This window comes from Timonella senegalensis JC301, from assembly GCF_000312125.1.
GTDB lineage: Bacteria > Actinomycetota > Actinomycetes > Actinomycetales > Cellulomonadaceae > Timonella > Timonella senegalensis.
Map to the genome: position 1 here is coordinate 439,198 of NZ_HE978644.1, position 23,236 is coordinate 462,433.

The window sequence follows — 23,236 nt, forward strand, 5'->3', positions numbered from 1 at the left end:
ATGCTCTCCCACACACTTCATGCCGGCTGGACTTTGCGGAACACGGCCGGTGAAGTTCCCGCAGAGATAGCGGGGCAGGTCATTCCTGCGCAGGTGCCGGGAAGCGTCCACACAGACCTCCTAGCTGCGGGCCTCATCAAGGATCCGTACGTGGGGATGGAAGAAAAGGCGTTGCAGTGGCTGCACCGCACGGATTGGGCGTACGAGACCACCTTTGCAGCCCACAACCCACTCAACGGCGAGCGCATGGATCTCGCCTTTGACGGCCTGGACACCGTGGCACGGGTTGTACTTAATGGAACCGAGGTTGCCCGTACCTACAACCAGCACCGTTCTTACCGCTTTGACGTGACCGAGCTGGTGGTCGAGGGCGACAACCACCTACTCGTCGAGTTCTCCTCTGCGCTGGAGTACGCCTGGGCGCAGGCGGATGGGTTGGGGATCCGTCCCCGTGCATACGACCACCCGTTCAATATGGTCCGCAAGATGGCCTGCTCCTTTGGCTGGGACTGGGGACCGGATCTGCAAACCGCGGGTATCTGGAAGCCTGTGCGCTTTGAGCAGTGGAGCCACGTCCGAGCAACGGCCACGAGAACGCTCGTCACCGTGGACCAGGACGGAACGGGTGTTGTCGAGGTCATCATGGACCTCGAGTGGGCGGACGCGAACGCTGATTCCTCCACCACCCAGCCAGCGACCCTCAGTGCAACAGTTGGCGGAGCACACGGCATCGCTGAGTCGACGGCAAGTGTCACAGTGCAAGGAGGAGCCTCGACTGCCCGCGTGACCGTGCGGGTCCCTGACGCGCCACTCTGGTGGCCTGTTGGCTACGGTGAGCACCCGCTGTTCTCCCTGACCGCAGAGTTGACGAGCTCACGTGAAACGCGGGCAACGTATGAGCGTCGCATCGGCTTCCGCACCGTCACCGTCAACACGACCCCGGACGAGCACGGCACTGGCTTCACGCTCAACGTCAACGGCGTGGACGTGTTTGTTAAGGGTGCGAACTGGATCCCGGACGACCACCTGCTGACTCGCATCACGCGAGACCAACTGCAGCGCAGAGCCGACCAGGCTCTCGATGCCAACATGAACATGCTGCGCGTGTGGGGTGGCGGCATTTACGAGACCGACGACTTTTACGACGTCTGCGACGAGCGCGGAATCATGGTGTGGCAGGACTTCCTGCTCGCATGCGCCTCCTATCCGGAGGAGTCTCCGTTCTATGAGGAGTTCGAGGCCGAGGCACGCGACAACGTTGCCCGCCTGAGCTCGCACGCATCCCTCGTGATCTGGAACGGCGGAAACGAGAACCTGTGGGGCTTCCTCGACTGGGGTTGGCAGCGCGACCTCGAGGGCCAGACCTGGGGCTTCAACCTGTATACCGAGCTGTTCCCGCGTATTGTTGCGGAGCTAGACCCAACCCGTCCGTACAGCGACGGCAGCCCGTACTCTCCGGGCTTTACGGCGGAGCTGGCGGAGGGGACCGCGAGCGTCCACCCTAACGACCAGCGCCACGGCACGCGGCATGAGTGGGAGGTGTGGAACCGTCAGGACTACTTGACGCACCTCGACTACACCCCGCGCTTCTGCTCCGAGTTCGGACACCAGGGGCCGCCCACGTGGTCCACGCTCATTCGCTCGGTCTCGCCCGAAGGCCGCCACAAGGACGCCGCGGAATTCCTTCTGCATCAGAAGGCTGGCGATGGAAACCTCAAACTGGACAAGGGCCTCGCGCCGCACCTGCCCACGGTTGAGGACTTCACGGAGTGGACCTGGGTGACCCAGTTGAACCAGGCGCACTCCGTCTCGTTCGGCATCGAGCACTTCCGCAGCTGCTGGCCGCACACTGCAGGTTCGATCATGTGGCAGATCAACGACTGCTGGCCCGTGACCTCGTGGGCCGCGATCGACGGCGACGAGCGCGAGAAGCCCCTGTTCTTTGCGTTGCGCCACGCGCACGCGCCGCGTCTGCTGACGGTCAAGCCTCGCTCTGAGGTTGTCGGCGGTGGTAAGGGTGCTGTCCAGGCTGCACTCGGGGCAGAGTTCGGCGAGGATCTTGCACATGGTCGCGCGCCCCTCGGCCGCCCTGTTGTGTTCGCACACAACGACACCGACGAGCCGTGGGCAGGGACCCTGCGGTTCGAGCGTCAGTCGTTGGTGGGGGAGACCCTGGCCTTCCATGAGGAGCCAGCGGAGACCAAGCCGCGCGCAGTCGCGAGCTGGGAGATTCCTGCGGCCCTCCTTGAGGCGGGCGATCCACGCGCTGAGGTTCTCGTGGTGACGCTGGGCGAGCAGCAGGCGTTCCACTACTTTGTGGAGCTTAAGGATCTGGCTCTCGATCCTGCGGCCCTGACCTGGGAGGTCACGTCCGCTGGCCAGCAGGGTGGCGAGTTCGTTACCTCGGTTGTGCTCGCAGCGTCGTCGCTCGCTGTGGACACGGCGATCCTCGCGGACCGCCTGCACCCGGACGCTAAGGTTTCGGATCAGCTGATCACTATCCGTGCGGGGGAGACTGCGACGGTCAGGATCACCGCGCCCATCGACGCCGACGAGATCGCTGCGGCCCTTGAATCGCCGGAAACCGCCCACTTTGTCATCAAATCCGTGAACTCCATCCGTGGATAGGTAGGTGCGCGCCCGCACTCAGGTGGGCGGAAGAGCGCGGGGTGGCCGCTGTGTGCGGCCGCCCCGCGCTCTTTCTTTGGGTGGATGCCCCTGATTTTCGACGATCGTGATGGCGTTCCGGCACCACTTTCTTTGTGTTGATGTCACAGAAATGACGCCGTGCCAGGCCGCTGTTCTGCGTTTTTCGGGCAGTTGGCTATGCAACTCAGCAATTTTCCGCCGCGGATGCCGATTACTACATCTAGTGGTAGGTGGTCAGAATGACCGCTCATGATGGGTGAGCCGACACGCCGAGTGGCGTTTTTCACCCCTGATGGTTTGGTGGCCCGTGGCCGAGTTATCCACTGGTTGTGGATAGGGCTTTCCCACCGGCGGTGGATAGAAGTTTGGCGGGCTCTGGCCGGTTGGAAGAACTCAATCCGATGTTGTTTCACGCGTGAGATTGTTTGCCCAACGGATTCCGGTCTCGCTCAAAACGTTGAGGTCTTGCCGCTTCCGCGGAAGTGTCAGAGGGTCGCGTGACAATGGTGGGGTGGAGGGGCGAGTGAAGCGGGTCCCAGAGAGATGGCTGAGCGTCCGGTGACCCGCATCCATGGATAGAGATCCTTGGGAAGTTCTCCACATAGTTGTCCACAAAGTCAAACTCGGAGACTGTGGCCAGTGGAACAGCAATCGCAACACCTAGGGGTCGTTTCTCTTCTTGGCACTAGGTATAGTGGTTGCACACGGTTCGCCAAGCGGGCCGCACAGCCTTGAAGTTCGAAACTACCACCTCGTAGTTTCACCACTGTCAGTACTCAACCCCCACATGCGAGGAGCTTTCATATGAGCGTCACCGTTTACAGCAAGCCACAGTGTGTCCAGTGCGATGCCACCTACCGTGCACTCGACAAGAAGGGTATTGAGTACACCGTCGTGGACATCACCCAGGACCCAGCGGCACTCGAAATGGTGCGCTCTCTCGGACACCTGCAGGCGCCAGTCGTCGTAGCCGGTGACGAAAACTGGTCCGGTTTCCGCCCAGACCAGATCTCTATGCTCGCAGCCAAGGTCGCAGCGAACGCGTGATCGTCTGAGTCGGCCTTCGGGCAGGCCCAGGCTGGCTCCACCCAACCGTGCTGGGTAGGAATCCAAGGCACACGATCAGACGCCGCAGCGCCCAACAATGGCGTGGGTGACACCGTTGCCAGATCGGATGTCAGTGACCAACCTGATTTACTTCTCAAGCGTGTCGGAGTACACGCACAGATTTGTACAAAAACTCGAACTGCCAGCACAGCGCATTCCGCTGCGGCCGAGTGACGAGTTTCTGTACGCGAGAGAGCCCTACGTTCTCTTAACACCGACCTATGGCGGTGGAAATGAGGGCGGAGCGGTTCCACGGCAAGTCATCAAGTTTCTCAACAATGAAACTAACCGTTCCCTTATCCGCGGAGTTATGGCGGCAGGGAACACCAACTTCGGCGAGGCATACTGCATCGCCGGCCCCATCATCTCAGCCAAGTGCCAGGTCCCGTACCTGTACGGGTTTGAGTTACTAGGCACATCCTCGGATGTCCAACGAGTACGTGAAGGACTGAATCAATTTTGGCTACGTCAGCAACAGATATCGGCGTGAACACCGAGCTTGACTACCACGCTCTGAACGCAATGCTTAATCTGTACGGACCGGATGGCAAGATCCAGTTCGATAAGGATAAGGAAGCTGCACGGGCGTACTTCCTGCAGCACGTCAACCAGAACACGGTCTTCTTCCACTCGCTGGATGAGAAGCTCGACTACCTGGTTGAGAACAAGTACTACGACCCGTCCGTACTCGAAAAGTACGACCGTTCATTCATCAAGTCGCTGTTTGACTTTGCTTACTCCAAGAAGTTCCGCTTTGAGACCTTCCTCGGCGCCTTCAAGTACTACACCTCGTACACTCTGAAGACGTTCGACGGCAAGCGTTACCTCGAGCGGTTCGAGGACCGCGTCTCGATGGTGGCACTAACCCTCGCTGACGGCAACGAGCAGTTCGCCACTGAAATGGTCGAGGAGATCATCTCGGGTCGCTTCCAGCCTGCAACACCGACGTTCCTGAACTCGGGCAAGGCACAGCGTGGTGAGCCAGTATCCTGCTTCCTGCTCCGCATGGAAGACAACATGGAGTCCATCTCTCGCGGCATCAACTCCTCGCTGCAGTTGTCCAAGCGTGGTGGCGGCGTTGCCCTCCTGCTCTCCAACCTGCGTGAGCTCGGTGCGCCGATCAAGCACATCGAGAACCAGTCCTCCGGCGTCATCCCAGTGATGAAGCTTCTGGAAGACTCCTTCTCCTACGCCAACCAGCTGGGTGCCCGTCAGGGTGCGGGTGCTGTCTACCTGCACGCACACCACCCAGACATCATGCGCTTCCTCGACACCAAGCGCGAGAACGCTGATGAGAAGATCCGCATCAAGACCCTCTCGCTCGGTGTGGTTATCCCGGACATCACGTTCGAGCTGGCTAAGAAGAACGAGGACATGTACCTCTTCTCGCCATACGACGTGGAGCGCATCTACGGCAAGCCATTCGCCGACATCTCGGTCACTGAGAAGTATGCGGAGATGGTAGACGACGCCCGCATCAAGAAGACCAAGATCAAGGCTCGTGACTTCTTCCAGACACTGGCCGAACTGCAGTTTGAGTCCGGCTACCCGTACATCATGTACGAAGACACCGTGAACCGCGCCAACCCAATCGAGGGTAAGGTCACGCACTCTAACCTGTGCTCCGAGATCCTCCAGGTTTCGACCCCATCGACCTACAACTTGGATCTGTCGTACGACCACATCGGTCGCGACATTTCCTGCAACCTCGGCTCGATGAACATTGCCAAGGCAATGGACTCGGACGACTTTGGCAAGACCGTGGAAACGGCCATTCGCTCGCTCTCTGCCGTGGCAGAGCAGACCTCGATCGACTCCGTTCCATCGATCCGCCGCGCAAACGACCTTGGTCACGCGATCGGTCTCGGTCAGATGAACCTGCACGGATACCTCGCACGTGAGCGCATCCACTACGGTTCTGAAGAGGGCATCGACTTCACCTCGATGTACTTCTACACCGTGGCCTTCCACGCCATCCGTGCATCGAACAAGCTTGCTATCGAGCGCAACACCAAGTTCTTCAACTTTGAAAAGTCGAAGTACGCCACCGGTGAGTATTTTGACAAGTACACCGAGCAGGTATGGGAGCCAAAGACCGCTCGCGTTCGCGAACTCTTTGAGCAGTCCGGCGTTACCATTCCAACCCAAGAAGACTGGCGCGAACTCAAGGCTTCGGTCATGAAGCACGGTATCTACAACCAGAACCTCCAGGCTGTTCCACCAACCGGCTCGATCTCGTACATCAACAACTCGACGTCGTCGATCCACCCTGTTGCTTCGCGCATCGAGATCCGTAAGGAAGGCAAGCTCGGTCGCGTCTACTACCCAGCGCCTTACCTCACCAATGAGAACCTCGACTACTACGAGGACGCTTACGAGATCGGCTACGAGAAGATCATCGACACCTACGCGGCTGCCACCGAGCACATCGACCAGGGCCTGTCGCTGACGCTGTTCTTCAAGGACACCGCAACCACCCGTGACGTGAACCGCGCGCAGATCTACGCATGGCGCAAGGGCATCAAGACCCTCTACTACATCCGTGTTCGTCAGATGGCGCTCGAGGGAACCGAGATCGAGGGCTGCGTTTCCTGCATGCTGTAAACCTCAATACTGTGGGTGTTCGTCACGTCCGATGTGATGAGCACCCATAGTGTTATCCGCGCAACTGTGAGGTCCGCGGTTCGTGGGCCTAAGCGCCCACAAATGAATCTAGAATCTATGTGGCGGCAACGCCGACGATTTCATCGAGACTCCCTAGGTCTTGACCTAGGCGATGGCAGGGAGAGGCAATGTCCACCGGCAAGCTGAAGCTTATTGACCGCGTCAGCGCGATCAACTGGAACCGTATCGAGGACGAGAAGGACCTCGAGGTCTGGGACCGTCTGACCACCAACTTCTGGCTTCCTGAAAAGGTGCCAGTATCCAACGACATCCAGTCGTGGCACACGCTGAACGAGAAGGAGCAGGAGCTCACCACCCGTGTGTTCACGGGCCTGACCCTGCTGGACACCATCCAGGGCACCGTTGGCGCTGTCTCCCTCATTCCGGATGCGCTGACCCCTCACGAGGAAGCCGTCTACACGAACATCGCGTTCATGGAGTCCGTGCACGCTAAGTCGTACTCGTCGATTTTCTCCACGCTGATCTCCACCCAGGAAATCGATGACGCGTTCCGCTGGTCCGAGGAGAACCCATACCTTCAGAAGAAGGCCGAAATCATCCTCGAGTACTACCGCGGTGATGACCCACTGAAGCGCAAGGTCGCTTCGGTCATGCTCGAGTCGTTCCTGTTTTACTCGGGCTTCTACCTGCCCATGTACTGGTCGAGCCACGCCAAGCTCACTAACACCGCAGACCTCATCCGCCTCATCATCCGCGACGAGGCTGTCCACGGTTACTACATCGGTTACAAGTACCAGAAGGGCCTCGAAAAGGAGACCCAGGAGCGCCGCGACGAGCTCAAGGCTTACACGTTCGAGCTGCTCTTCGAACTCTACGAGAACGAGGTTGCGTACACTGCATCCCTGTATGACGGTGTTGGCCTGACCGAGGACGTCAAGAAGTTCCTGCGTTACAACGCAAACAAGGCGCTCATGAACCTCGGTTACGAGGGCCTCTTCCCTAAGGACGAGACCAACGTCAACCCGTCGATCCTCTCTGCTTTGTCGCCAAACGCGGACGAGAACCACGACTTCTTCTCGGGTTCGGGTTCCTCGTACGTCATCGGCAAGGCAGTTGTCACCGAGGACGAGGACTGGGACTTCTAAGTCCAGTTCCACCCCTAACTAGTAGCGATGGCCGCACCCTCCGTAGAGGGTGCGGCCATCGCAGTGTGAGGGTGAGGGTGGTGGCGAATCCGCGCTGATCCGCCACCATCTAGCCTGTTTGTAGGGGAGTCCCGACTACTTGAGGAGGCCGCGGAGCTTGGCGAGCGCCGTGTGTAGCTCCAGTGGAACCGAGGTTCCGTAGCCCTCGAGGTACGCCTGCTGGCGCTCCAACTCGCGGCGCCATTCCTGCTCATCCACCTTGACCGCGGCTTCGAGTGAAGCAACCTGCTCGGGGGTGAAGCCTTCAGTGTCGACCGCGCCTGTCTCCGGAACGATTCCCGCCGGCGTGTACTGGACGCGCTCACCGAGGTCCACGTGGAAGTCCGAGTTGGCGCGGTCAGCCACATGCGTGCGCTGAGACTCGATCCGGCGAATCATCCAGTCGATGACGCGGATGTTCTCGCCGAAACCTGGCCATGCGAACGAGCCATCCTCAGCCTTGCGGAACCAGTTGACGTGGAAGATCTCGGGCTTGGCGTCGGCGCTGATTTGCTCCCCGATTTCGAGCCAGTGGAGCCAGTGCTCGGTGAGTGAGTAGCCCAAGAACGGGGACATTGCGAACGGGTCTGGGCGAAGCTCGCCCACGGTTCCCTCCGCAGCCGCGGTGCGCTCGGACACGATCGTGGCTCCCATGAGCACGCCGTGCTCCCAGTCGTAGGCCTGCGCGACCAGCGGTGCGGTGTCGGCGCGACGCCCGCCAAAGATGATGCCGTCCACCACGACACCCTCGGGGGCCTCCCAGTCCTCGCACACGGTTGGACAGTTTGCCACGGGCGAGGTGAACCTGGAGTTGGGGTGCGCAGCGGGCGTCCCTGATTCGGGCGTCCATGCGTTTCCAAGCCAGTCGGTGAGCATCGATGGTGCCCGCTTGGTCATGCCCTCCCACCACACATCGCCCTCGGGAGTCAGGGCAACGTTGGTGAAGATGGTGTCCCGTGAGACGGTCTCCATTGCAACAGGGTTGGTCTTGGTGGAGGTGCCGGGGGCCACCCCAAAGAAGCCGTTCTCCGGGTTCATGGCGCGCAGTTGGCCCTGCTCGTCGAGCCGCATCCACACGATGTCGTCTCCGAGGGTCTCGACCTTCCAACCGGGCATCGATGGCTGGAGCATCGCCAGGTTGGTCTTGCCGCAGGCCGAGGGGAAGGCGGCGACCAGGTGGTATTTCTTGCCCTTGGGGGAGGTGACGCGGATCAAGAGCATGTGCTCTGCCATCCAGCCCTGCTTACGTCCCATGTGGGATGCGATGCGCAGAGCGAAGCATTTCTTGCCCAACAGCGCGTTTCCGCCGTAGCCGGAACCAAACGACCAGATTTCGTCCAGTTGTGGGAAGTGGCAGATGTACTTGCGAGAGTTCGACGGCCACGCAACGTCACTACGGGACGCACCAGAATCGTCGTGAAGCGGGTAACCCACCGAGTGCAGGGCCGCAACGAACGGGGCTCCGGCGGTGAGGCGCTCGCGCAAGCGAGCGGTCGAGCGGGTCATGGTCAGCATGGACAGGGCCACGTAGGCGGAGTCGGTGATCTGGATGCCATACTGGGCGAAGGGGGAATCCTCTGGACCCATGGAGAACGGGATTACGTACATGACCCGGCCAGTCATCGAGCCGCTGAACAGCTCGAGGAGCTCGGAGCGCATGTCCACGGGGTCTCGCCAGTTGTTGTTTGGTCCGGCGGCGTCCTTGGTGGGCGTGCAGATGAACGTGCGACCCTCAACCCGGGCAACGTCGTCCTCGGTTGAGCGGGCGAGGTAGCTGTTTGGGCGCAGGTCGGGGTTGAGCTTAAAGATGGTTCCGGCCTCGATGAGGCGTGCGGTCAGCCGTTCGCGGATGTCGGCTTCGTCGACAATCCATTCAACGGAGTCAGGGCGGCAGAGCGCCTCCACATCCGAGACCCAGATGGCCGCGTTCGTGGTGCGTGGGGGTGCGAGTCGTTCAGCGGTGATCGTCATTTCTTCCTCCTATGCCACGGTTCCTGGGCCTCGTCGGTGCCCGTCACATAAGGATGTCGCGAATTTGTAGCCCTGAACCGGCTACATGTGCGAGAAGATTTGCGTTTCTTTCAAAGGAGGAAAGAAGTGCGGGATGTTGGCCTGCTTGACGCGCCGGGTCAGCGCACCCCGAGCTCCCCCTCGAGTACCCGCGAGGTCGCTCCCTGGAGGGTGAGTTGGTGTTCGTCGAGGGACGTGTCGAGATGGAACTCTGCGGCCACAGAGGGCAGAAGCCTTACAGCGAGCTCGTCACGGACAGCGTTGATGTAGCCAGCAGTCAGGATGTCGGGCGGACCCAAGAGAACCACCTCGGTGACGTTGAGCATGCTCATGACCGGCGCCAGTGCCAGGCCAATCGCTCGGCCCGCAGTCTCGAGAATGCCGGCACCCTCCTGTGGCAGTCGCTGCCTCAGGAGCCGAGCGTTCGCGAGCGCATCGAGGCATCCTCTGCGCCCGCACGCGCACGGTGGGCCCTGCGGGTCGATCATGACATGCCCGATCTCGCCGGCTGCAAACTGAGGGCCTGCGAATGTCTGGTTCGCTAGAAGTACTGCCGCGCCAACGCCGTTATCCACAGTGATCAGAATGGCGTTTGCGAGGCGCCTCTTGCTGAGCCTGCGAAGTCCAAGCGCCATCAGGTTGACGTCGTTTGCCGCATACGTGGGAAGCCCGGTCGCCTCATGGATGCTCTGAGCTAGAGGCACATCTTTCCACCCCAGGCGCACGGCGATCCGGACATGCCCGTCCTGGTCGAGGAGGCCGGGCGCCGCAATGCCCACACCCAGCAGCTGCGCGCTGGATGCGCCCTGCAATCGGGTGGCGAGAGATACGGCGACTGCGAGCGCTTGCGCACCTTGCGCGCCGTGAAGTTCAATGCGTTCCTTGCTCAGGACGTTGCCTTCGAGGTCAAGGATTGCGCCGGTGAACGCGTCGCGCTCGCTCAGGTCGAGTGCGATTGTGGCGTTCCCGGAGGTGTTGATACGTACTTTTGCGGCGGGTTTGCCCACTCGAGCCTCGGGCACAACACCGAGGTCCTCGACCATCCCGGACTCAACGAGAGCGTTCACTAGCGAACTGGCAGTAGGTACTGACAGCCCGGTCAGCTTTGCCAACTGTGGGCGCGAGAGGGGCCCGTTTTGATAGAGGACGCGCAGGATCGTGGCAAGCTTTTGCTTCTTTGCCTCGGTCTGACTGAACGCGTCAAGATTAATCTCTACGCGAGGTTCGTCGCTGTGTCCCTCTGTCGTTCCTGGTTCGGGTGTGCCCTCGGGATCGTTATCCAGGGCTAGTAGGTTGCGTACTCTCATGTGGGGGTGAGTCTCCTTCCAGTTCCGAGCGGAACTGGTGCCCTGAACCATATGCGCGCTGGGTGCGGACGCATTGCGTCCGCACCCAGCGCGGAATTCTCACCAGTCAAACCAGATTTTCGACGATTCACAAAGAGCCGTTGTGAACTCGCGGTACCAAGGTGGTGCCGTTTGTTCACTCATGGTTGCCGCAGCATCGTGCGCGCTAGCTGCGACGTGCCCGGTGAGAAACGTAGTGAGTGGGGCGCCTAGTCAGGCGGACCAGCTCAGTTAATTAAGAATGCACCTTTATTAATTAAAATGCAAGTCCTGCGACGGACATTCATACTCATGATCGTCGAAAAGCACATGTGGGTCCGGAGCGACTGCTCCGGACCCACATGAGGAAAGACTAATAATCAGGCATCGATCGATGTGTCGGACCCAATCGGAGGAAGCGCCGACCACGGGAAGGTGATCCACTCGTCGGTGTCCTTCCACGAGTAATCAGGCTTCAGAATTGAGCGAGGCTTGGTGTACAGAACCGCGGAACGCGCGTCAGAACCCTGGCGGGCGAGGATGTCCATCACGAGGGCCAATGTGCGGCCCGAGTCGGCGACATCGTCCACAACGAGCACGCGCTGGCCCGGGAGATCCTGCGTGTCCATAAGGGGAGGGAGGATGCGAGGATCGGTCAAAGTCTCACCGATGTCCGTGTAGAACTCAATGTTCATGGTTCCGACGCCCTTGGTGCCGAGCGCGTACGCGACCGCGCCTCCAGGTACGAGGCCGCCGCGGGCAATTGCCACGACAACTTCAGGCTCAAAGCCCGAATCCACGACCTGCTGTGCAAGCTCGCGGGCGGCTGTTCCAAACTCATCCCACGAAAGAACTTCGCGGATTCCGTGCTCCGTCATAATCTCTGCCATGTAACAACATTAGGCGGTCCGACCAACGAAATACCGCTGAACGTCCCATTTTGTTGCCGAAAACACCTGTGGGCGGCATCCCACGAGGGAGGCCGCCCACAGACTTCAGCACGATACTGCAAAAACTACACGATCAGGACTTGGAAACGATGTCCACTACGAAGAGCAGGTCGCCGGTTGCCGCGTCATCGGCGTCGTCCTTGGACGATGGTCCGTAACCGAGGTCAGCAGGAATGATGAGGAGAACCTTGGAGCCAACCTGCTGGCCGGAGAGTCCGTAGGTCCAACCCTGAATCACGTTGGACAGCGGGAACTCTACGGCTTCCTTATCAAACGAGGTGTCGAACTGGTTGCCCTTGAGGTTCCAGCCGGTGTAATTGGCCTTGATGGTGTCAGCGGGGGAGATGAACTCGCCATCGCCCTTCTCGAGCTGGACGACCTGAATGTTCTTGGTGGCCTTGAAGTCCTTAGGGATCGCAATCGATGGCACACCCTTGTCATCGCGGGTCACCTGAGGCAGCGCGTCGGAGTTCTCCACGACCTCTGCCTTGCGGACTCCCACTACCTCCATGAGGAAGATGGTTGGGTCTGGCTGGTCAGCGCCCTCTTCAGTGGCAACGCCTGGCGCAGCGAACACCGCACGAACGCCGACCTTCTGGCCCTGGAGTGCGGTAACGAGCTGAGGGATAGTTGCTGCCGAGATTGGGATGACCTGCGGCGCGCCTTCCTCGTACGTGGAAGCAATCTGCTTGCCTGAAGGATCAACCGAAATCATGTGGACCTCGGCGATGGAGTTCAGTGGAATCTCGTCCCCGGTTCCCTCGCTGACAACTCGTACTTGAAGCGCCAGAGAGCTTGTTCAGGTCGCCTGCAACCTTGACGTCAGTCGGTGCCTTGTTCTCAGCCTTGGACTGGAACTCGATGCCCTCGAGGAGCTTCAAGTCCTCTGGCGTCGTGGTGGTCAGGCTTGCATCGGTCGAAGACGAAGCGTTTGGGTTGGACTCGTTCTTGTCGGCCTCGGTCGAACAACCGGACAGGACGAGGGCCGAGGCAACTACCAGCGCAGCCAGCCCTGACATTGGGCGAAGTTTCACAACATGTTCCTTCACGTAGGAGTTTCAGCCCGATGATCTCATTGACGGCGTACCGCTTGTGCCGGGCCTTGTTTCTACACCCGCACTGCGCTCCGCGAGCCTTGAGTTGGCATGGAGAATGCGTCCGATTGGGTGATAACCGAGATAACCATATACCGCAAGTCTGAGTTCCAACTGTGCATCTCGTGGTGGTTTGGCGAACGTCACGATCACATGGCGGCGCCAAATCCTTGGCACAATGGAGGTATGCCTACTTCACGCCGATCATCCAAACGACCCTACGCAGAGCCATACCGTGAGCTGAACATGGATGTGGCTACTGGTGGGCGCAGGATAGTCGAGAGGCGCGGTGAAGACTGGACCGTGCAGAAGGTTCGGTCCAGCGAGAAGAGTTATGTGTGCCCGGGATGCAACCACGAGATTTCTCCGGGTACGCCGCACATCGTCGCGTGGGCATCAGATTCCCTGTTCGGTCGGGAAGCGGCACTCGCCGCACGCAGGCACTGGCACGTGAACTGCTGGAATGGTCAGGAGTAGTAATGAATGAATCGCTGCACGTCACCGAATACAACCCAGGGAACGGCGCGGGAACGCTCGTGCTTCTTCACGGATTCCCCGTGGACCACCGCATGTGGGATGCCTGCGCGCCATTTGTGAGTGCCGAGTGGCACGTCCTTGGTATCGACCTACCAGGCTTGGGGGAGTCTCCCATTCCTGAAGGTGAGCCGTCCCTCGACCAGTCTGCGCGCCTCGTTGCGGAGGTGATCGTGGGGCTCAAGGGACCTGACAGCGGACCACTCATCTGCGCAGGACTTTCCATGGGTGGGTACGTTGCCCAAGCAATCATGCGGGTCAACCCGGACCTGCTCGATGGTGTGGTGCTCCTTGATACCCGCGTCACCGCAGACGCCGCCGGGCCCAGGGAGAACAGGTTTAAAGTTGCCGCAGAAGTTGAGCGTCTCGGCTCAAGCGAACCAGTAATGGGGATGGCCACAGCCACGCTGAGCGAGGAGACGGTTGAGGAGCGCCCTGACATCGTCGAGTTCATGCAGACCCTTATCCGTTCCCAGAGCGCCGCGGGCGTAGCGTGGAGTCAACGCGCCATGGCCTCGCGCGAGGACTCGACGGAGGTAGTCAAAGCGTTTGCCAAGCCGACGCTCATCATCGTGGGCGAAGACGACACCATCTCGCCTCCTGACGTGATGATGCAGATCGCCCGCCTCGTGCCGGGAGCGCGTGCAGAGGTGATCGCACACGCTGGGCACATGAGCCCGGTTGAGCAGCCCGCCGCCGTGGCCGAGGTGATCAACGCGTTCCTCGTGGACTCCTTCGGCACAGAGAACTAAAGCAGAAATAAGGGCGGTGGTCCAGATCAGCCGAATTGATCCGGACCACCGCCCTTGTGTGTTTCACTAGCAGACACCGTGCTCACCTACGTGCTGCTTGCCGGTGTGCTGCCTACCCACGTGCGGCTTGCCGGAGTGCGGCTTGCACGCCATGGCGTCTGGCTCCGTCCTAGCGCTGCAAGATGCGATCGATTGCCTCGGAGAGGTCAAGCGACTCTCCGTCCCTCCCACCGAGACCAAGCACGAGCGGAGGCGCTGAGGGCGAGATCGTCGTTCCCTTGAACTTAGCTAGGAGCGAGCCTTGGACGGACAGCACGTAAAAGTTTGCGTCCGTATCCACGGCAACTGATTCGTTCGACTTGAGGTACCACCCAAACGTGTTGGTCTTGTACCGCGATTCGCCGTTGTAACTGCGCGCGTAGAGCCGTGTGGGCTCGATGCCCGCGGACTTCGCCGCAGCCACAAACTCGACCAGCATGGCACTCGCCCGTTCAGATTCCCTGCGCTGCCTGCGTGCGAGTTCATCGGCCTGGTGCGCGGCGTTGATGGTCTTCTGCTCGCTCCACGACAGTTCGCGTGGAGCGTTCGCACTGGTCGGCTCGCCGTTGCCTTGCTGTGGTGCCGTCATTGCGTATTTCAGTTCTTGTCGTCGAAACCTGGGATCTTGAAGCCCTTGGCTGCGGACATCGGTGCTGGGCGACCAGCTGCCTTCTTCCGTGCTGCCTGGGCTGGGGTCTCAGAGATTCCGCGTGGCGGAATCGACGCGGTCGTGTCGGCTTCCTCAGCGAGGATGTCTTCCTCCAACGCGGCGTCCTCCGCGGCCTCGATCTCGTCAATGTCCAGCGGCGCGGTTACAGCCTCACTGGCCTTGATTTCCGACGATTCATCAGCTTCCAGCGATTGGCTTGCTGAGTTATCTGCCGGTGCCTGTGGCTCGACATCTGTCGCGGTGACCTCGACTGCGGAGGTGTTGGTCTCTTCGACCTCTTCCACCTCGTCCGCCGACGGAGCGGATGGCGCCGATGGTGCAGAGTCGGCCGACTCCGCTGAAGGTGCTGACTCTGCCGACGGTGCCGACTCAGCTGACGATGGTGACTGAAGAGCTTCTACAGGCTCCTCCGCCGTGGCGGACTCAAGGTCGACATCGCCGATAGCGTGCGCCTGGTCCGCTTCTGCTTCAAGTGCCGCAAACGTAGCCGCACGCTCGTTTTCGGAAGCCTCAAAGCTCTCCTCTGCCAGCGCGACCTTCTCGAGGGTGCTCTGGTTCGGGATGGTCTCGGAGGCAAGAATCGAGCGGAGCTCGTCGAGGTAGGTAGTGATCGACTCGCGCTGGGTGTTGAGATCATCCACCTGGCGCTTCGCGGATGCGATCATACGGTCGACCGTGATCTGTGTGGTCTGGGTGATCTCCTCAGCGCGTTCGCGTGCGTCGGAAATGATTCCGTCGGCGGTGACGCGGGCTGTCTCGGTGGTCTCGCGGGCGTAGGCGTCAGTGTCTCGACGGATGTTTTCAAACTTGGCGAGCGCCTCAGCCGCGCGAGTCTCCGCTGCAGAAGCGTGCGCTTCAGCATCCGAGATCAGTCTGTCGGTCTCGGCCTTGGTGTTTGCGTGGAGTTCGGTGTCGGCAATCTGTGCCTGCTCGTGACGCTGTGCAATATCAAGCTCTGCCTGAGCGAGTGACTTGCGCGCGTCGTCGAGCATCGCGGTGGACTCGGTGCGGGCGCCGTTGAGGATCTCGCTGGCTTGGCGCTTTGCGTCGGCGAGGATCCGCTCGACGTCGATTCGAGCAGCTTCCTTGAGCTCAGCGACCTCGAGGGCTGTCGATTCCCGAAGCTCGCGGGCGGCACGCTCGGTTACCTCGCGAAGTTCAGCGGTCTCACGGGCTGCACTCTCACGCAGGTGGCCAGACTCGAGCTTGGCGCTCTCGAGAGCGTCGTTCGCCTCGCGTGACGTCGTGGTCTTGAGTTCGAGGAGCTCCTGCTCTACCTCGCGGCGAGCATTCTCGATGTCCTGCTCAGCGCCCGCGCGGAGGGCCGCGATCTCTGCCTCGACGTTTTGGCGAGTGGATGCGAGCTCGCGCTCGAGTTCGGTGCGGCGGTCGTCCACTTCCTTGGCTACGGCTGAGCGCAGGGCATTTGCCTCGGACTCAGTGCGTTGGCGAAGCTCGCTCATTTCGCGCTCAGTGGTTGAACGCAGTTCAGCAGCGAAGCGTTCGGTCTCGGAGCGGAGAAAAGCGGTTTCGGATGCGGTCCGGTGGCGAAGCGCAGTCGTCTCGGTCTCGGCGGTGGAGCGAAGATCCGTGACAAATATCTCGGTCTCTTCGCGAAGCGCGGTGGTCTCCTCAAGAGTTCGGGCGCGGAGCTCTTCAACCTCACGCTCGGTGTTGACCCGGAGTTCAGTGATTGCGCGTTCGGTCGAAGCCTTCTGCGTGCCGAGCTCTCGTTCGAGCGTGGTGCGGCGTTCAGTCTCTTCGGTAGCGATCGCGGTGGAGATGCGTGCAGCCTCGCGCTCTGCCGAGCCGACAAGTTCTTCAGCGCGACGCTCAGCAGACACCATCGTGGTCTCTGCGGCGTTGTTCGCGGCGGAACGAACCTCTTCAGCCTCTCGGCGAGCGGAGGAAAGCAACTCAGCGGCTTCTGATTCTGCACGGGAGCGCAGCTGTCCGGCTGCGAGCTCAGCGCGGCGCGTGATGTCTGCAGCGTGGGTCTCTGCCTGGGTGACAACGTCCGAAGACTGTTCCTCTGCGGAGCGCATGAGCTGCTCGATACGTGAGCCGAGCCCTGAGTATGAAGGACGCTCTGCCTCGGAGTACTGACGCCGTAGTTCGTCATGTGCCGCCTGCAGTGCATCTCGCTCTGCGGCGAGTTGTGCACTAGCAGCCGTTGCGTTGGAGAGTTCCTCTTCGAGCGACCGGATGCGACCGTCAACTTGGGTGCGGTCGTATCCACGCATGACTACGGGAAACGTTGGGCGGTCTTCGGACACGTGTTGCCTCCGGGCAGGTGTGGGTGCGGCAGTGCTCGCAACTTGCAGTTGAGAATGTGGTGCGTGACTGGTGGTCACAGCGCGCATGTTTCTAAGTCGCGTGAGACACCCCACCGCACATCGAGATTCACCCTATAGCCTATCTGCTTTTGGTCATGCGCATAAAAGGTGAAGAAAAAGGTGAAGAGCGCTCGACAAGCTTGTGGAGAAGCGTTGAGTCTTCGGCAGATCGACACATCGCACTATAGGCTTGAGTGGTCATTCGAAAGGACAAAGGGTGCTTAAGAAGTTACTTTCGATAATCCTCATGATTGTCGGAGCAGCAGTCTTGGTGTTTGGCGTACTGTCTGGGACAGTACTCAAGCCCGAGACCACGGTCACGTTGTCGACCCCCGCTAACGCGGGAGCCAACTACATCACCGTTGCTCCAGAGGTGCTGAGGCTTGTCAACGATTCTGTCAAAATTAACGCGAAATCTTCTGATGGCGGAGAGGTCGCGCTCATCGTCGCACGCTCAGCGGACATTACGGGGTGGTTGGGGGAGACCCCTTCGGTTGGAATCACAGGAGCCTCCGACTGGGAGACCCTGACTGTTGCTAAGAACAAGGTGGCACCCGCGTCGAACGACGCAGCCGAAGAGGCAGCAGACTCCAAGGGGACCAAAGCCGAGGAACCAGCGCAATCGATCACCGATTCGGACATGTGGACGAGCGTTGTTACAGGTAAGGGCAACGTAAACCTTGACCTTGACGGCATGAAGCAGGGAATGCAACTACTCGTTGCGCCAGTTGATGCGGCTGCCAAGTCCGCTCCTGTGGTATCCCTGACATGGGACCGCGAGGTACTCACACCGCTCATGATGCCGGCGATCCTCAGTGGTCTTGTCCTCATCCTGGCCGGCGCAGTTCTCTTCTTCCTTGCACGCAGGTCAGCGCCTGCACAGTGGAAGACAGTCGGGGATGCTCCAAGCGACTCGGTCTTTGCAAACACCTCTTCCACGAACCACGCGCAGAGCATTGCCTCTGCAGCACCCGCTACCCGGAGGGCGTCCGCGGCAACGTCGTCGCAGTCTCCGTCGCGCAGATCAACTCGGTCGAGTTCTAAGTCTGCCTCCACAGCGGTGGCCTCCTCATCGAGTGCGACTGAGGCCAGCGATCACGGCAAGTTCGCGGCACCAGATTCGATCTCCACCACGACTTCGGTTATCGAGGCCACCCCACGCGTGCCCGAACAGGTTTCTGGACTGAACGGCCCGAATGAAGGAACGCTCACTCTCAACACCGCTATGACGCTCGACGAGGCCTCACTCGATACAGCGGCTTTGCAGCAGTTGGGGCTTACTCGACGCCAGCTCCGTGAGATCCGTGAATCCAGGGCCCAAAACGTTGCGCAGCCTGTGTTCGAGGCTCCAAGTGCCAAGACTCCGGCTTCACCAGACGCAACTCCAACGCCTTCCAGCAAGACCACAGCCTCCAACTGGCGAGCGGCGTGGGGTGTGCGCGGAAACCAAACAGAGACCCACCTACGTCCAGGGCAGTACAACCACTCGAGCACTGAAACCACCGACTCGAGCCGCAGTGCCCAGAGCAACGGATCAGCGTACTCAACACAGAGCACGTACAGCACTAGGAGCTCGCACAGTTCTGCAAGCGCCTTGAGCGCTCATAGTGCACCGAGCGCACCCGGTACGGAAGCGCTCAAGCCTGAGACATCGAGCGGACGCAGTCTGAAGGATCGTTTCTCCCGAAAGACGGCAACTTCCACCGGTGGTGAAGCGGTTGCAGGCACCACCTCTGTTACACCTGTCGTGCACCCGGAACCGAAGACCGCGCATGACGTCCGAACACCGGCATCATGGTGGGGTACTGATGCGGGCACATCGCAACCAAAGAGCAGCACTGCGGCCGAAGCCGGCGCGCAGGTGCCTCCACCATTGCCACCTGCAACGGAGACTCCGGCAGAAAGCCAGAAGCAGGCGCCTGCCAGGGACAATGCGACAACGCCGCCGGTTGCCGGAACGCGAAGGGCTCTGTACTCCAGCTATCGAGCAGAGGCCGAAAGGCTCTCGGCTGAGTCTGATTGGCCTGTACCTTCCGCATCCGTGAATGAGGACACCAACGAACGTGAGGAGGGAAAGCGATGAGAAAGACACAGCGAAACCTTGTGCTATCAACGGCTCTCGTAGCTAGTTTTGCGCTCACCGCGTGCACTCCTGAGTTGCCAACCCCAGAAGACCCCAGCGAGACCAGTTCCGCCCTTCCGGCGCTCTCCGCCGAGCAGGGTGTGGACATCTTCGCGAGCGTCGGGGAGGTTCTTGCCAAGGCTGACGGTGACAAGAAGTCTGCCGAGCTCAAGACCCGGGTAACTGGGCCTGCGCTCAAGATCCGCTCGGCTGAGTACAAGATCGCCGCGGCAGCCAAGGACAAGGACAAGTCGAGCGCTATCACTGAACTCCCAGTGGAGATGCAGTCGATGTTCGTGACCACGAGCGAGGCGTGGCCACGCACCGTATTCGCGGTCTCACAGCGTCCGCAGAACCTCGAACCCGAGCGTTTCATGGTCTACACGCAAGATTCAGCGCATGACCCCTACCAACTCTGGGCGTGGTTCGCGCTCTTCCCTGGCACGACGGTACCCAAGTTCCCAGCACTTGAGGCCGGGACCACCGAGGTCAACGATCTCGATGAAACCCTTAAACTGAAGCCAGAAGAGGTGCTCAAGCAGTACTCGGAGCTTCTGAAGGACGCCAGCAAGGCCAACAAGGCCAAGTTTGATGTTTCAAAGGACGCTTTCTACAAGGAAATTGACGAGCGCCGCACGTACCTCGAGGACGCAGCCAAGCAGATCAAAGGCACGTACAAGGAAGAGTTCACGGTAGGCAAGGATTGGCGTGCGCTTCGCACCAGCGATGGCGGGGCAGTAGTGGTTGGAACAGTCGAGACTACTGGGACGCTGAAGGGTGAGAAGGGCGCGATCGTTTCGCCCTCAGCCATCGAGAAGGCGTTCCTCGACAAGGACAAGAAGAGTTCCAACGCGCTGACCGTGAAGCGCTCCGCCGTTGTGGGAATCTATGTTCCTGCTAAGGACTCAGAGGAGAAGCCGCGAGCGATCGGACGCGTCCTGCGTACCACAGGCGCATCCATCCCATAAGTAGCAGCCGCATTGCGCGGCCGTGAACGCCAGAAATCTCTAGGTCAGGGGCATGTTGCACACGTGGAACATGCCCCTGACCGCACCATGTGACCGACCGCCATTAACGTTTTACGGAGTAGAAGATGACTCAATCCGGGGCGACACCAGAGTTTAGTGTCAGAGGAGCAGTTGACCTCTCGAGTTTGAACCGCCCAACGGCTCCACCGCCCGGTGAGCCCGGTGGGGCACCGGACGCGAAGGGATTCACGGTTGACCTCACGGAGGAGACGTTCCCCTCCGTTGTGGCACAGTCGGCGCAAGTGCCAGTCGTTGCTGTCCTGTGGCTGCCAACCGATGCGGAAAGCGCACAGCTCGCCACAACCCTGGGAACGCTTGCGGGACTCTATGAAGGTCGCTTCCTGCTTGCACGAATCGACGTCGAAGCGTGGCCGCGCATTGCAGCAGCCTTCCAAGTCCAGGACTACCCCACGACGATCGGCCTCATCGCCCAGCAGCCGGTTCCGCTGTTTTCTGGAAACCATGATGCCTCAGCCATCCAAGGCGTGCTCGATCAGTTCTTGGCTGCCGCCCAGGCGAATGGCGTCACTGGGACGCTAGCCCTAGACGCAGCGGACGCAGCAGCCGCACAGTTAGAACCTGCTGAGGAGCCGCTGCCCCCGCTTCACCAGGAAGCCTACGACGCGATTGAGCAGGGCGACTTTGAGGCAGCCATCGCGGCCTACTCCAAGGCCCTGCGCGAGGACCCTCGGGACACTTTCGCCTCTGCAGGTCTCGCCCAAGTCAGTCTCCTGCACCGGACCGGTCAGCGCGACCAGCAGAGCGTCCGTGCTCAGGCTGAGCAGTCGCCAGCAGACGTAGAGGCTCAGCTCGCTGTTGCTGACTTGGATGTTCTTCAGGGCCAAGTGGAGGAAGCGTTCTCGAGGCTTATTGATCTGATCAAAGAGACGTCTGGTGACGAACGCGACGTGGTGCGCAAGCGGCTTGTTGAGTACTTCGAGATTCTTGGAAACGAGGATCCTCGAGTTCCAGCCGCTCGCCGAAGCCTAGCGAACGCGCTGTACTAACCCTGCACTGAAACAAGTGCATAAAGGTGGCGCCCACGAACTGTAAGTTCGTGGGCGCCACCTTCATGTTCGGGACGTAACAGCCCGGCGTACGTTTTCGACCTATCGGCCGAGCGGCATGAAGTACGCAACGCCAAGCGGTGGGACGCGGACGCTCGCGCTGTGCGTGCCGTCTCCCCACGTAATGTCCTGTGCGGGGAACTCATGGGGGTTGGTCACACCCGAGCCCCCGTAGGCAAGGTCGTCGGAGTTGAAGACCTCGCGCCACATCCCGCCATGTGGCAGAGGAATGCGGTAGTCCTCGTGTGGGTTGCCAGCAAAGTTCGCGACGACGACAACGGGTGGGCCCTCCACACCGAAGCGTGCGAACACCACGGTGTTGTGGTCGACGTCGTTGTACTCGAGCCATCGGAAACCGGCGCCGCTGAAGTCTTGCTCCCACAGGGCTCGTTCGTCGCGGTAGATTGCGTTGAGGTCCGAGACCATGGACTGCACCTGGGCGTGGCGAGGGTCGTTGAGGGAGCCCCACTCGAGGGAACCTCCCTCACGCCACTCACCGCGCTGCGCAAACTCCGAGCCCATGAACAGGAGGTTCTTTCCGGGGTGCGCCCACTGGTACGCGTAGAGGGACCTCACACCCGCAAACTTCTGCCACTCATCGCCGGGCATCTTTCCAAAGATCGAACCCTTGCCGTGCACAACTTCGTCGTGCGACAGAGGAAGCAGGTACTGCTCTGAGAACGCATAGTTGATCGTGTTCGTCAGAACGCTGTGGTGGTATCGGCGGTTGATGGGCGATTCCTCGACGTAACGCAGGGTGTCGTTCATCCAGCCCATGTTCCACTTGAGTCCGAAGCCTAAGCCACCCGTGGAGGTGGGAGCTGTCACACCCGGGAAGGCAGTGGATTCCTCGGCAATCATGAGGATTCCTGGTGAGCGGCGGTAAGCAGTAGCGTTGGCTTCCTGCAGGAACGCGATCGCCTCAAGGTTCTCGCGCCCGCCGTTGACGTTGGGCCGCCATTCGCCGTCATTACGTGAATAGTCAAGGTAGAGCATGGACGCCACGGCATCCACACGCAGCCCGTCAATGTGGAACTCCTCGAGCCAGTACGATGCGTTTGCAACGAGGAAGTTGCGCACCTCGTTTCGGCCGAAGTTGAAGATCAGTGTGCCCCAGTCCGGGTGCTCGCCAAGGAAGGGGTCCGGGTGCTCGTACAGTGCGCTTCCATCAAATCGAGCAAGGGCGAAATCGTCCTTGGGGAAGTGCGCTGGAACCCAGTCGAGGATGACTCCGATGCCAGCCTGATGCAGGGTATCCACGAGGAAGCGGAAGTCGTTGGGATCGCCAAACCGTGAGGTCGGAGCGTAGTACGAGGTGACTTGGTAGCCCCACGAGCCACCGAAAGGGTGCTCAGCAAGCGGCATGAACTCCACGTGCGTAAAGCCCAAGCCGCTGACATACTCGGCGAGCTCGTGCGCGGCATCGCGATAGTTGAGGCCCTCGCGCCATGAGCCGAGGTGGACCTCGTACACACTGAGTGCCTCACCGTGGGGGTTGGTCTCCGCTCGCTTGTCCATCCACTTGTCGTCGGACCACTCGTACGTGTCCTCAGTGACGCGGCTTGCCGTGAGCGGTGGGACCTCCGTGTAGCGGGCCATGGGATCAGCCTTGCGCACCCATGAGCCGTCGGCTGTCAGGATCTCGTACTTGTACCTCATCCCCGACTCGACGCCGGGTACAAACACCTCCCAGACACCAGAACTGCCCAACACGCGCATGGCATGACCGCGGCCATCCCACCCG

Annotated in this window: 18 protein-coding genes; 10 read left to right on the plus strand and 8 right to left on the minus strand. The window is 60.5% G+C overall.

Features of this window, described 5'->3' with window-relative positions:
- From HGSM_RS12645 to nrdF, 5 genes are all read left to right on the plus strand, one after another.
- Positions 1-2,628, plus strand: coding sequence for a glycoside hydrolase family 2 protein (locus HGSM_RS12645; RefSeq protein ID WP_019149135.1), 2,628 nt, complete (start codon positions 1-3; stop codon positions 2,626-2,628).
- Positions 2,629-3,453: 825 nt separating this feature from the next.
- Positions 3,454-3,696 (plus strand): glutaredoxin-like protein NrdH, encoded by a 243-nt coding sequence (gene nrdH, locus HGSM_RS12650; RefSeq protein ID WP_019149136.1) that lies wholly within the window; start codon positions 3,454-3,456, stop codon positions 3,694-3,696.
- A 133-nt stretch (positions 3,697-3,829) separates the two neighbouring features.
- The gene (nrdI, locus tag HGSM_RS12655; protein WP_040595279.1) at positions 3,830-4,246 is read left to right on the plus strand and encodes a class Ib ribonucleoside-diphosphate reductase assembly flavoprotein NrdI; all 417 of its coding nucleotides are present in this window, start codon (positions 3,830-3,832) and stop codon (positions 4,244-4,246) included.
- A complete protein-coding gene (nrdE, locus tag HGSM_RS12660) occupies positions 4,216-6,360 on the plus strand; it encodes a class 1b ribonucleoside-diphosphate reductase subunit alpha (RefSeq protein WP_040595158.1) in 2,145 nt (714 codons plus the stop codon). The genes nrdI and nrdE overlap by 31 nt, the downstream gene beginning before the upstream one ends.
- Before the next feature lie 188 nt (positions 6,361-6,548).
- Complete coding sequence (gene nrdF / locus HGSM_RS12665; protein WP_019149139.1) at positions 6,549-7,526, plus strand: class 1b ribonucleoside-diphosphate reductase subunit beta; 978 nt, start codon at positions 6,549-6,551, stop codon at positions 7,524-7,526.
- A 135-nt stretch (positions 7,527-7,661) separates the two neighbouring features.
- Here nrdF and HGSM_RS12670 read toward each other — a convergent pair whose 3' ends face one another.
- The 5 genes from HGSM_RS12670 to HGSM_RS12690 form a co-directional block, all read right to left on the minus strand.
- Positions 7,662-9,536 (minus strand): phosphoenolpyruvate carboxykinase (GTP), encoded by a 1,875-nt coding sequence (locus tag HGSM_RS12670; RefSeq protein WP_019149140.1) that lies wholly within the window; start codon positions 9,534-9,536, stop codon positions 7,662-7,664.
- A 158-nt stretch (positions 9,537-9,694) separates the two neighbouring features.
- Entirely contained in the window at positions 9,695-10,882 is a 1,188-nt protein-coding gene (locus HGSM_RS12675) for an ROK family transcriptional regulator (protein WP_019149141.1), read from the minus strand.
- A gap of 398 nt (positions 10,883-11,280) precedes the next feature.
- Positions 11,281-11,790, minus strand: coding sequence for a phosphoribosyltransferase (locus tag HGSM_RS12680; protein WP_019149142.1), 510 nt, complete (start codon positions 11,788-11,790; stop codon positions 11,281-11,283).
- Positions 11,791-11,923: 133 nt separating this feature from the next.
- Positions 11,924-12,565 (minus strand): FKBP-type peptidyl-prolyl cis-trans isomerase, encoded by a 642-nt coding sequence (locus HGSM_RS12685; protein ID WP_019149143.1) that lies wholly within the window; start codon positions 12,563-12,565, stop codon positions 11,924-11,926.
- Positions 12,552-12,884, minus strand: a complete 333-nt coding sequence (locus HGSM_RS12690; RefSeq protein ID WP_019149144.1) for a hypothetical protein — start codon at positions 12,882-12,884, stop codon at positions 12,552-12,554. The genes HGSM_RS12685 and HGSM_RS12690 overlap by 14 nt, the downstream gene beginning before the upstream one ends.
- A 246-nt stretch (positions 12,885-13,130) precedes the next feature.
- On the opposite strand from HGSM_RS12690, the gene HGSM_RS14230 reads away from it, so the two are divergent.
- On the plus strand, positions 13,131-13,421 hold the full coding sequence (locus tag HGSM_RS14230; RefSeq protein ID WP_195891392.1) for a hypothetical protein: 291 nt from the start codon (positions 13,131-13,133) through the stop codon (positions 13,419-13,421).
- Positions 13,422-13,423: 2 nt separating this feature from the next.
- On the plus strand, positions 13,424-14,230 hold the full coding sequence (locus HGSM_RS12695) for an alpha/beta fold hydrolase (protein ID WP_019149145.1): 807 nt from the start codon (positions 13,424-13,426) through the stop codon (positions 14,228-14,230).
- 169 nt (positions 14,231-14,399) lie between these two features.
- On the opposite strand, the gene HGSM_RS12700 is transcribed toward HGSM_RS12695, so the two are convergent.
- Together HGSM_RS12700 and HGSM_RS12705 are read right to left on the minus strand one after the other, a co-directional pair.
- On the minus strand, positions 14,400-14,858 hold the full coding sequence (locus HGSM_RS12700) for a hypothetical protein (protein WP_019149146.1): 459 nt from the start codon (positions 14,856-14,858) through the stop codon (positions 14,400-14,402).
- Positions 14,859-14,866: 8 nt separating this feature from the next.
- Positions 14,867-17,215 carry a coiled-coil domain-containing protein gene (locus tag HGSM_RS12705; protein ID WP_019149147.1) on the minus strand — a complete coding sequence of 783 codons (2,349 nt, stop codon included), beginning with the start codon at positions 17,213-17,215 and terminating at the stop codon, positions 14,867-14,869.
- 277 nt (positions 17,216-17,492) lie between these two features.
- On the opposite strand from HGSM_RS12705, the gene HGSM_RS12710 reads away from it, so the two are divergent.
- From HGSM_RS12710 to HGSM_RS12720, 3 genes are all read left to right on the plus strand, one after another.
- Positions 17,493-19,358: a prolipoprotein diacylglyceryl transferase gene (locus HGSM_RS12710; protein WP_154646349.1), complete on the plus strand. Its 1,866-nt coding sequence runs from the start codon at positions 17,493-17,495 to the stop codon at positions 19,356-19,358.
- Positions 19,355-20,365 (plus strand): hypothetical protein, encoded by a 1,011-nt coding sequence (locus tag HGSM_RS12715; RefSeq protein ID WP_019149149.1) that lies wholly within the window; start codon positions 19,355-19,357, stop codon positions 20,363-20,365. Before HGSM_RS12710 ends, HGSM_RS12715 begins: the two co-directional genes overlap by 4 nt.
- 125 nt (positions 20,366-20,490) lie before the next feature.
- Positions 20,491-21,432 (plus strand): tetratricopeptide repeat protein, encoded by a 942-nt coding sequence (locus tag HGSM_RS12720; protein WP_040595159.1) that lies wholly within the window; start codon positions 20,491-20,493, stop codon positions 21,430-21,432.
- Positions 21,433-21,534: 102 nt separating this feature from the next.
- Here the strand turns inward: HGSM_RS12720 and glgB are convergent.
- On the minus strand, positions 21,535-23,236 hold a 1,702-nt coding region (gene glgB / locus HGSM_RS12725; protein ID WP_051009874.1), incomplete at its 5' end, for a 1,4-alpha-glucan branching protein GlgB.

What these genes read in the sequence shown, in the direction of transcription:
- HGSM_RS12675 (WP_019149141.1), bottom strand. Translation starts at nt 10,882, where the DNA reads ATGAGAGTACGCAACCTACTAGCCCTGGATAACGATCCCGAGGGCACA.
- HGSM_RS12645 (WP_019149135.1), top strand. Translation starts at nt 1, where the DNA reads ATGCTCTCCCACACACTTCATGCCGGCTGGACTTTGCGGAACACGGCC.
- HGSM_RS12670 (WP_019149140.1), bottom strand. Translation starts at nt 9,536, where the DNA reads ATGACGATCACCGCTGAACGACTCGCACCCCCACGCACCACGAACGCG.
- nrdH (WP_019149136.1), top strand. Translation starts at nt 3,454, where the DNA reads ATGAGCGTCACCGTTTACAGCAAGCCACAGTGTGTCCAGTGCGATGCC.
- HGSM_RS12680 (WP_019149142.1), bottom strand. Translation starts at nt 11,790, where the DNA reads ATGGCAGAGATTATGACGGAGCACGGAATCCGCGAAGTTCTTTCGTGG.
- HGSM_RS12695 (WP_019149145.1), top strand. Translation starts at nt 13,424, where the DNA reads ATGAATGAATCGCTGCACGTCACCGAATACAACCCAGGGAACGGCGCG.
- HGSM_RS12720 (WP_040595159.1), top strand. Translation starts at nt 20,491, where the DNA reads ATGACTCAATCCGGGGCGACACCAGAGTTTAGTGTCAGAGGAGCAGTT.
- HGSM_RS14230 (WP_195891392.1), top strand. Translation starts at nt 13,131, where the DNA reads ATGCCTACTTCACGCCGATCATCCAAACGACCCTACGCAGAGCCATAC.
- nrdF (WP_019149139.1), top strand. Translation starts at nt 6,549, where the DNA reads ATGTCCACCGGCAAGCTGAAGCTTATTGACCGCGTCAGCGCGATCAAC.
- HGSM_RS12700 (WP_019149146.1), bottom strand. Translation starts at nt 14,858, where the DNA reads ATGACGGCACCACAGCAAGGCAACGGCGAGCCGACCAGTGCGAACGCT.
- HGSM_RS12685 (WP_019149143.1), bottom strand. Translation starts at nt 12,565, where the DNA reads ATGATTTCGGTTGATCCTTCAGGCAAGCAGATTGCTTCCACGTACGAG.
- HGSM_RS12715 (WP_019149149.1), top strand. Translation starts at nt 19,355, where the DNA reads ATGAGAAAGACACAGCGAAACCTTGTGCTATCAACGGCTCTCGTAGCT.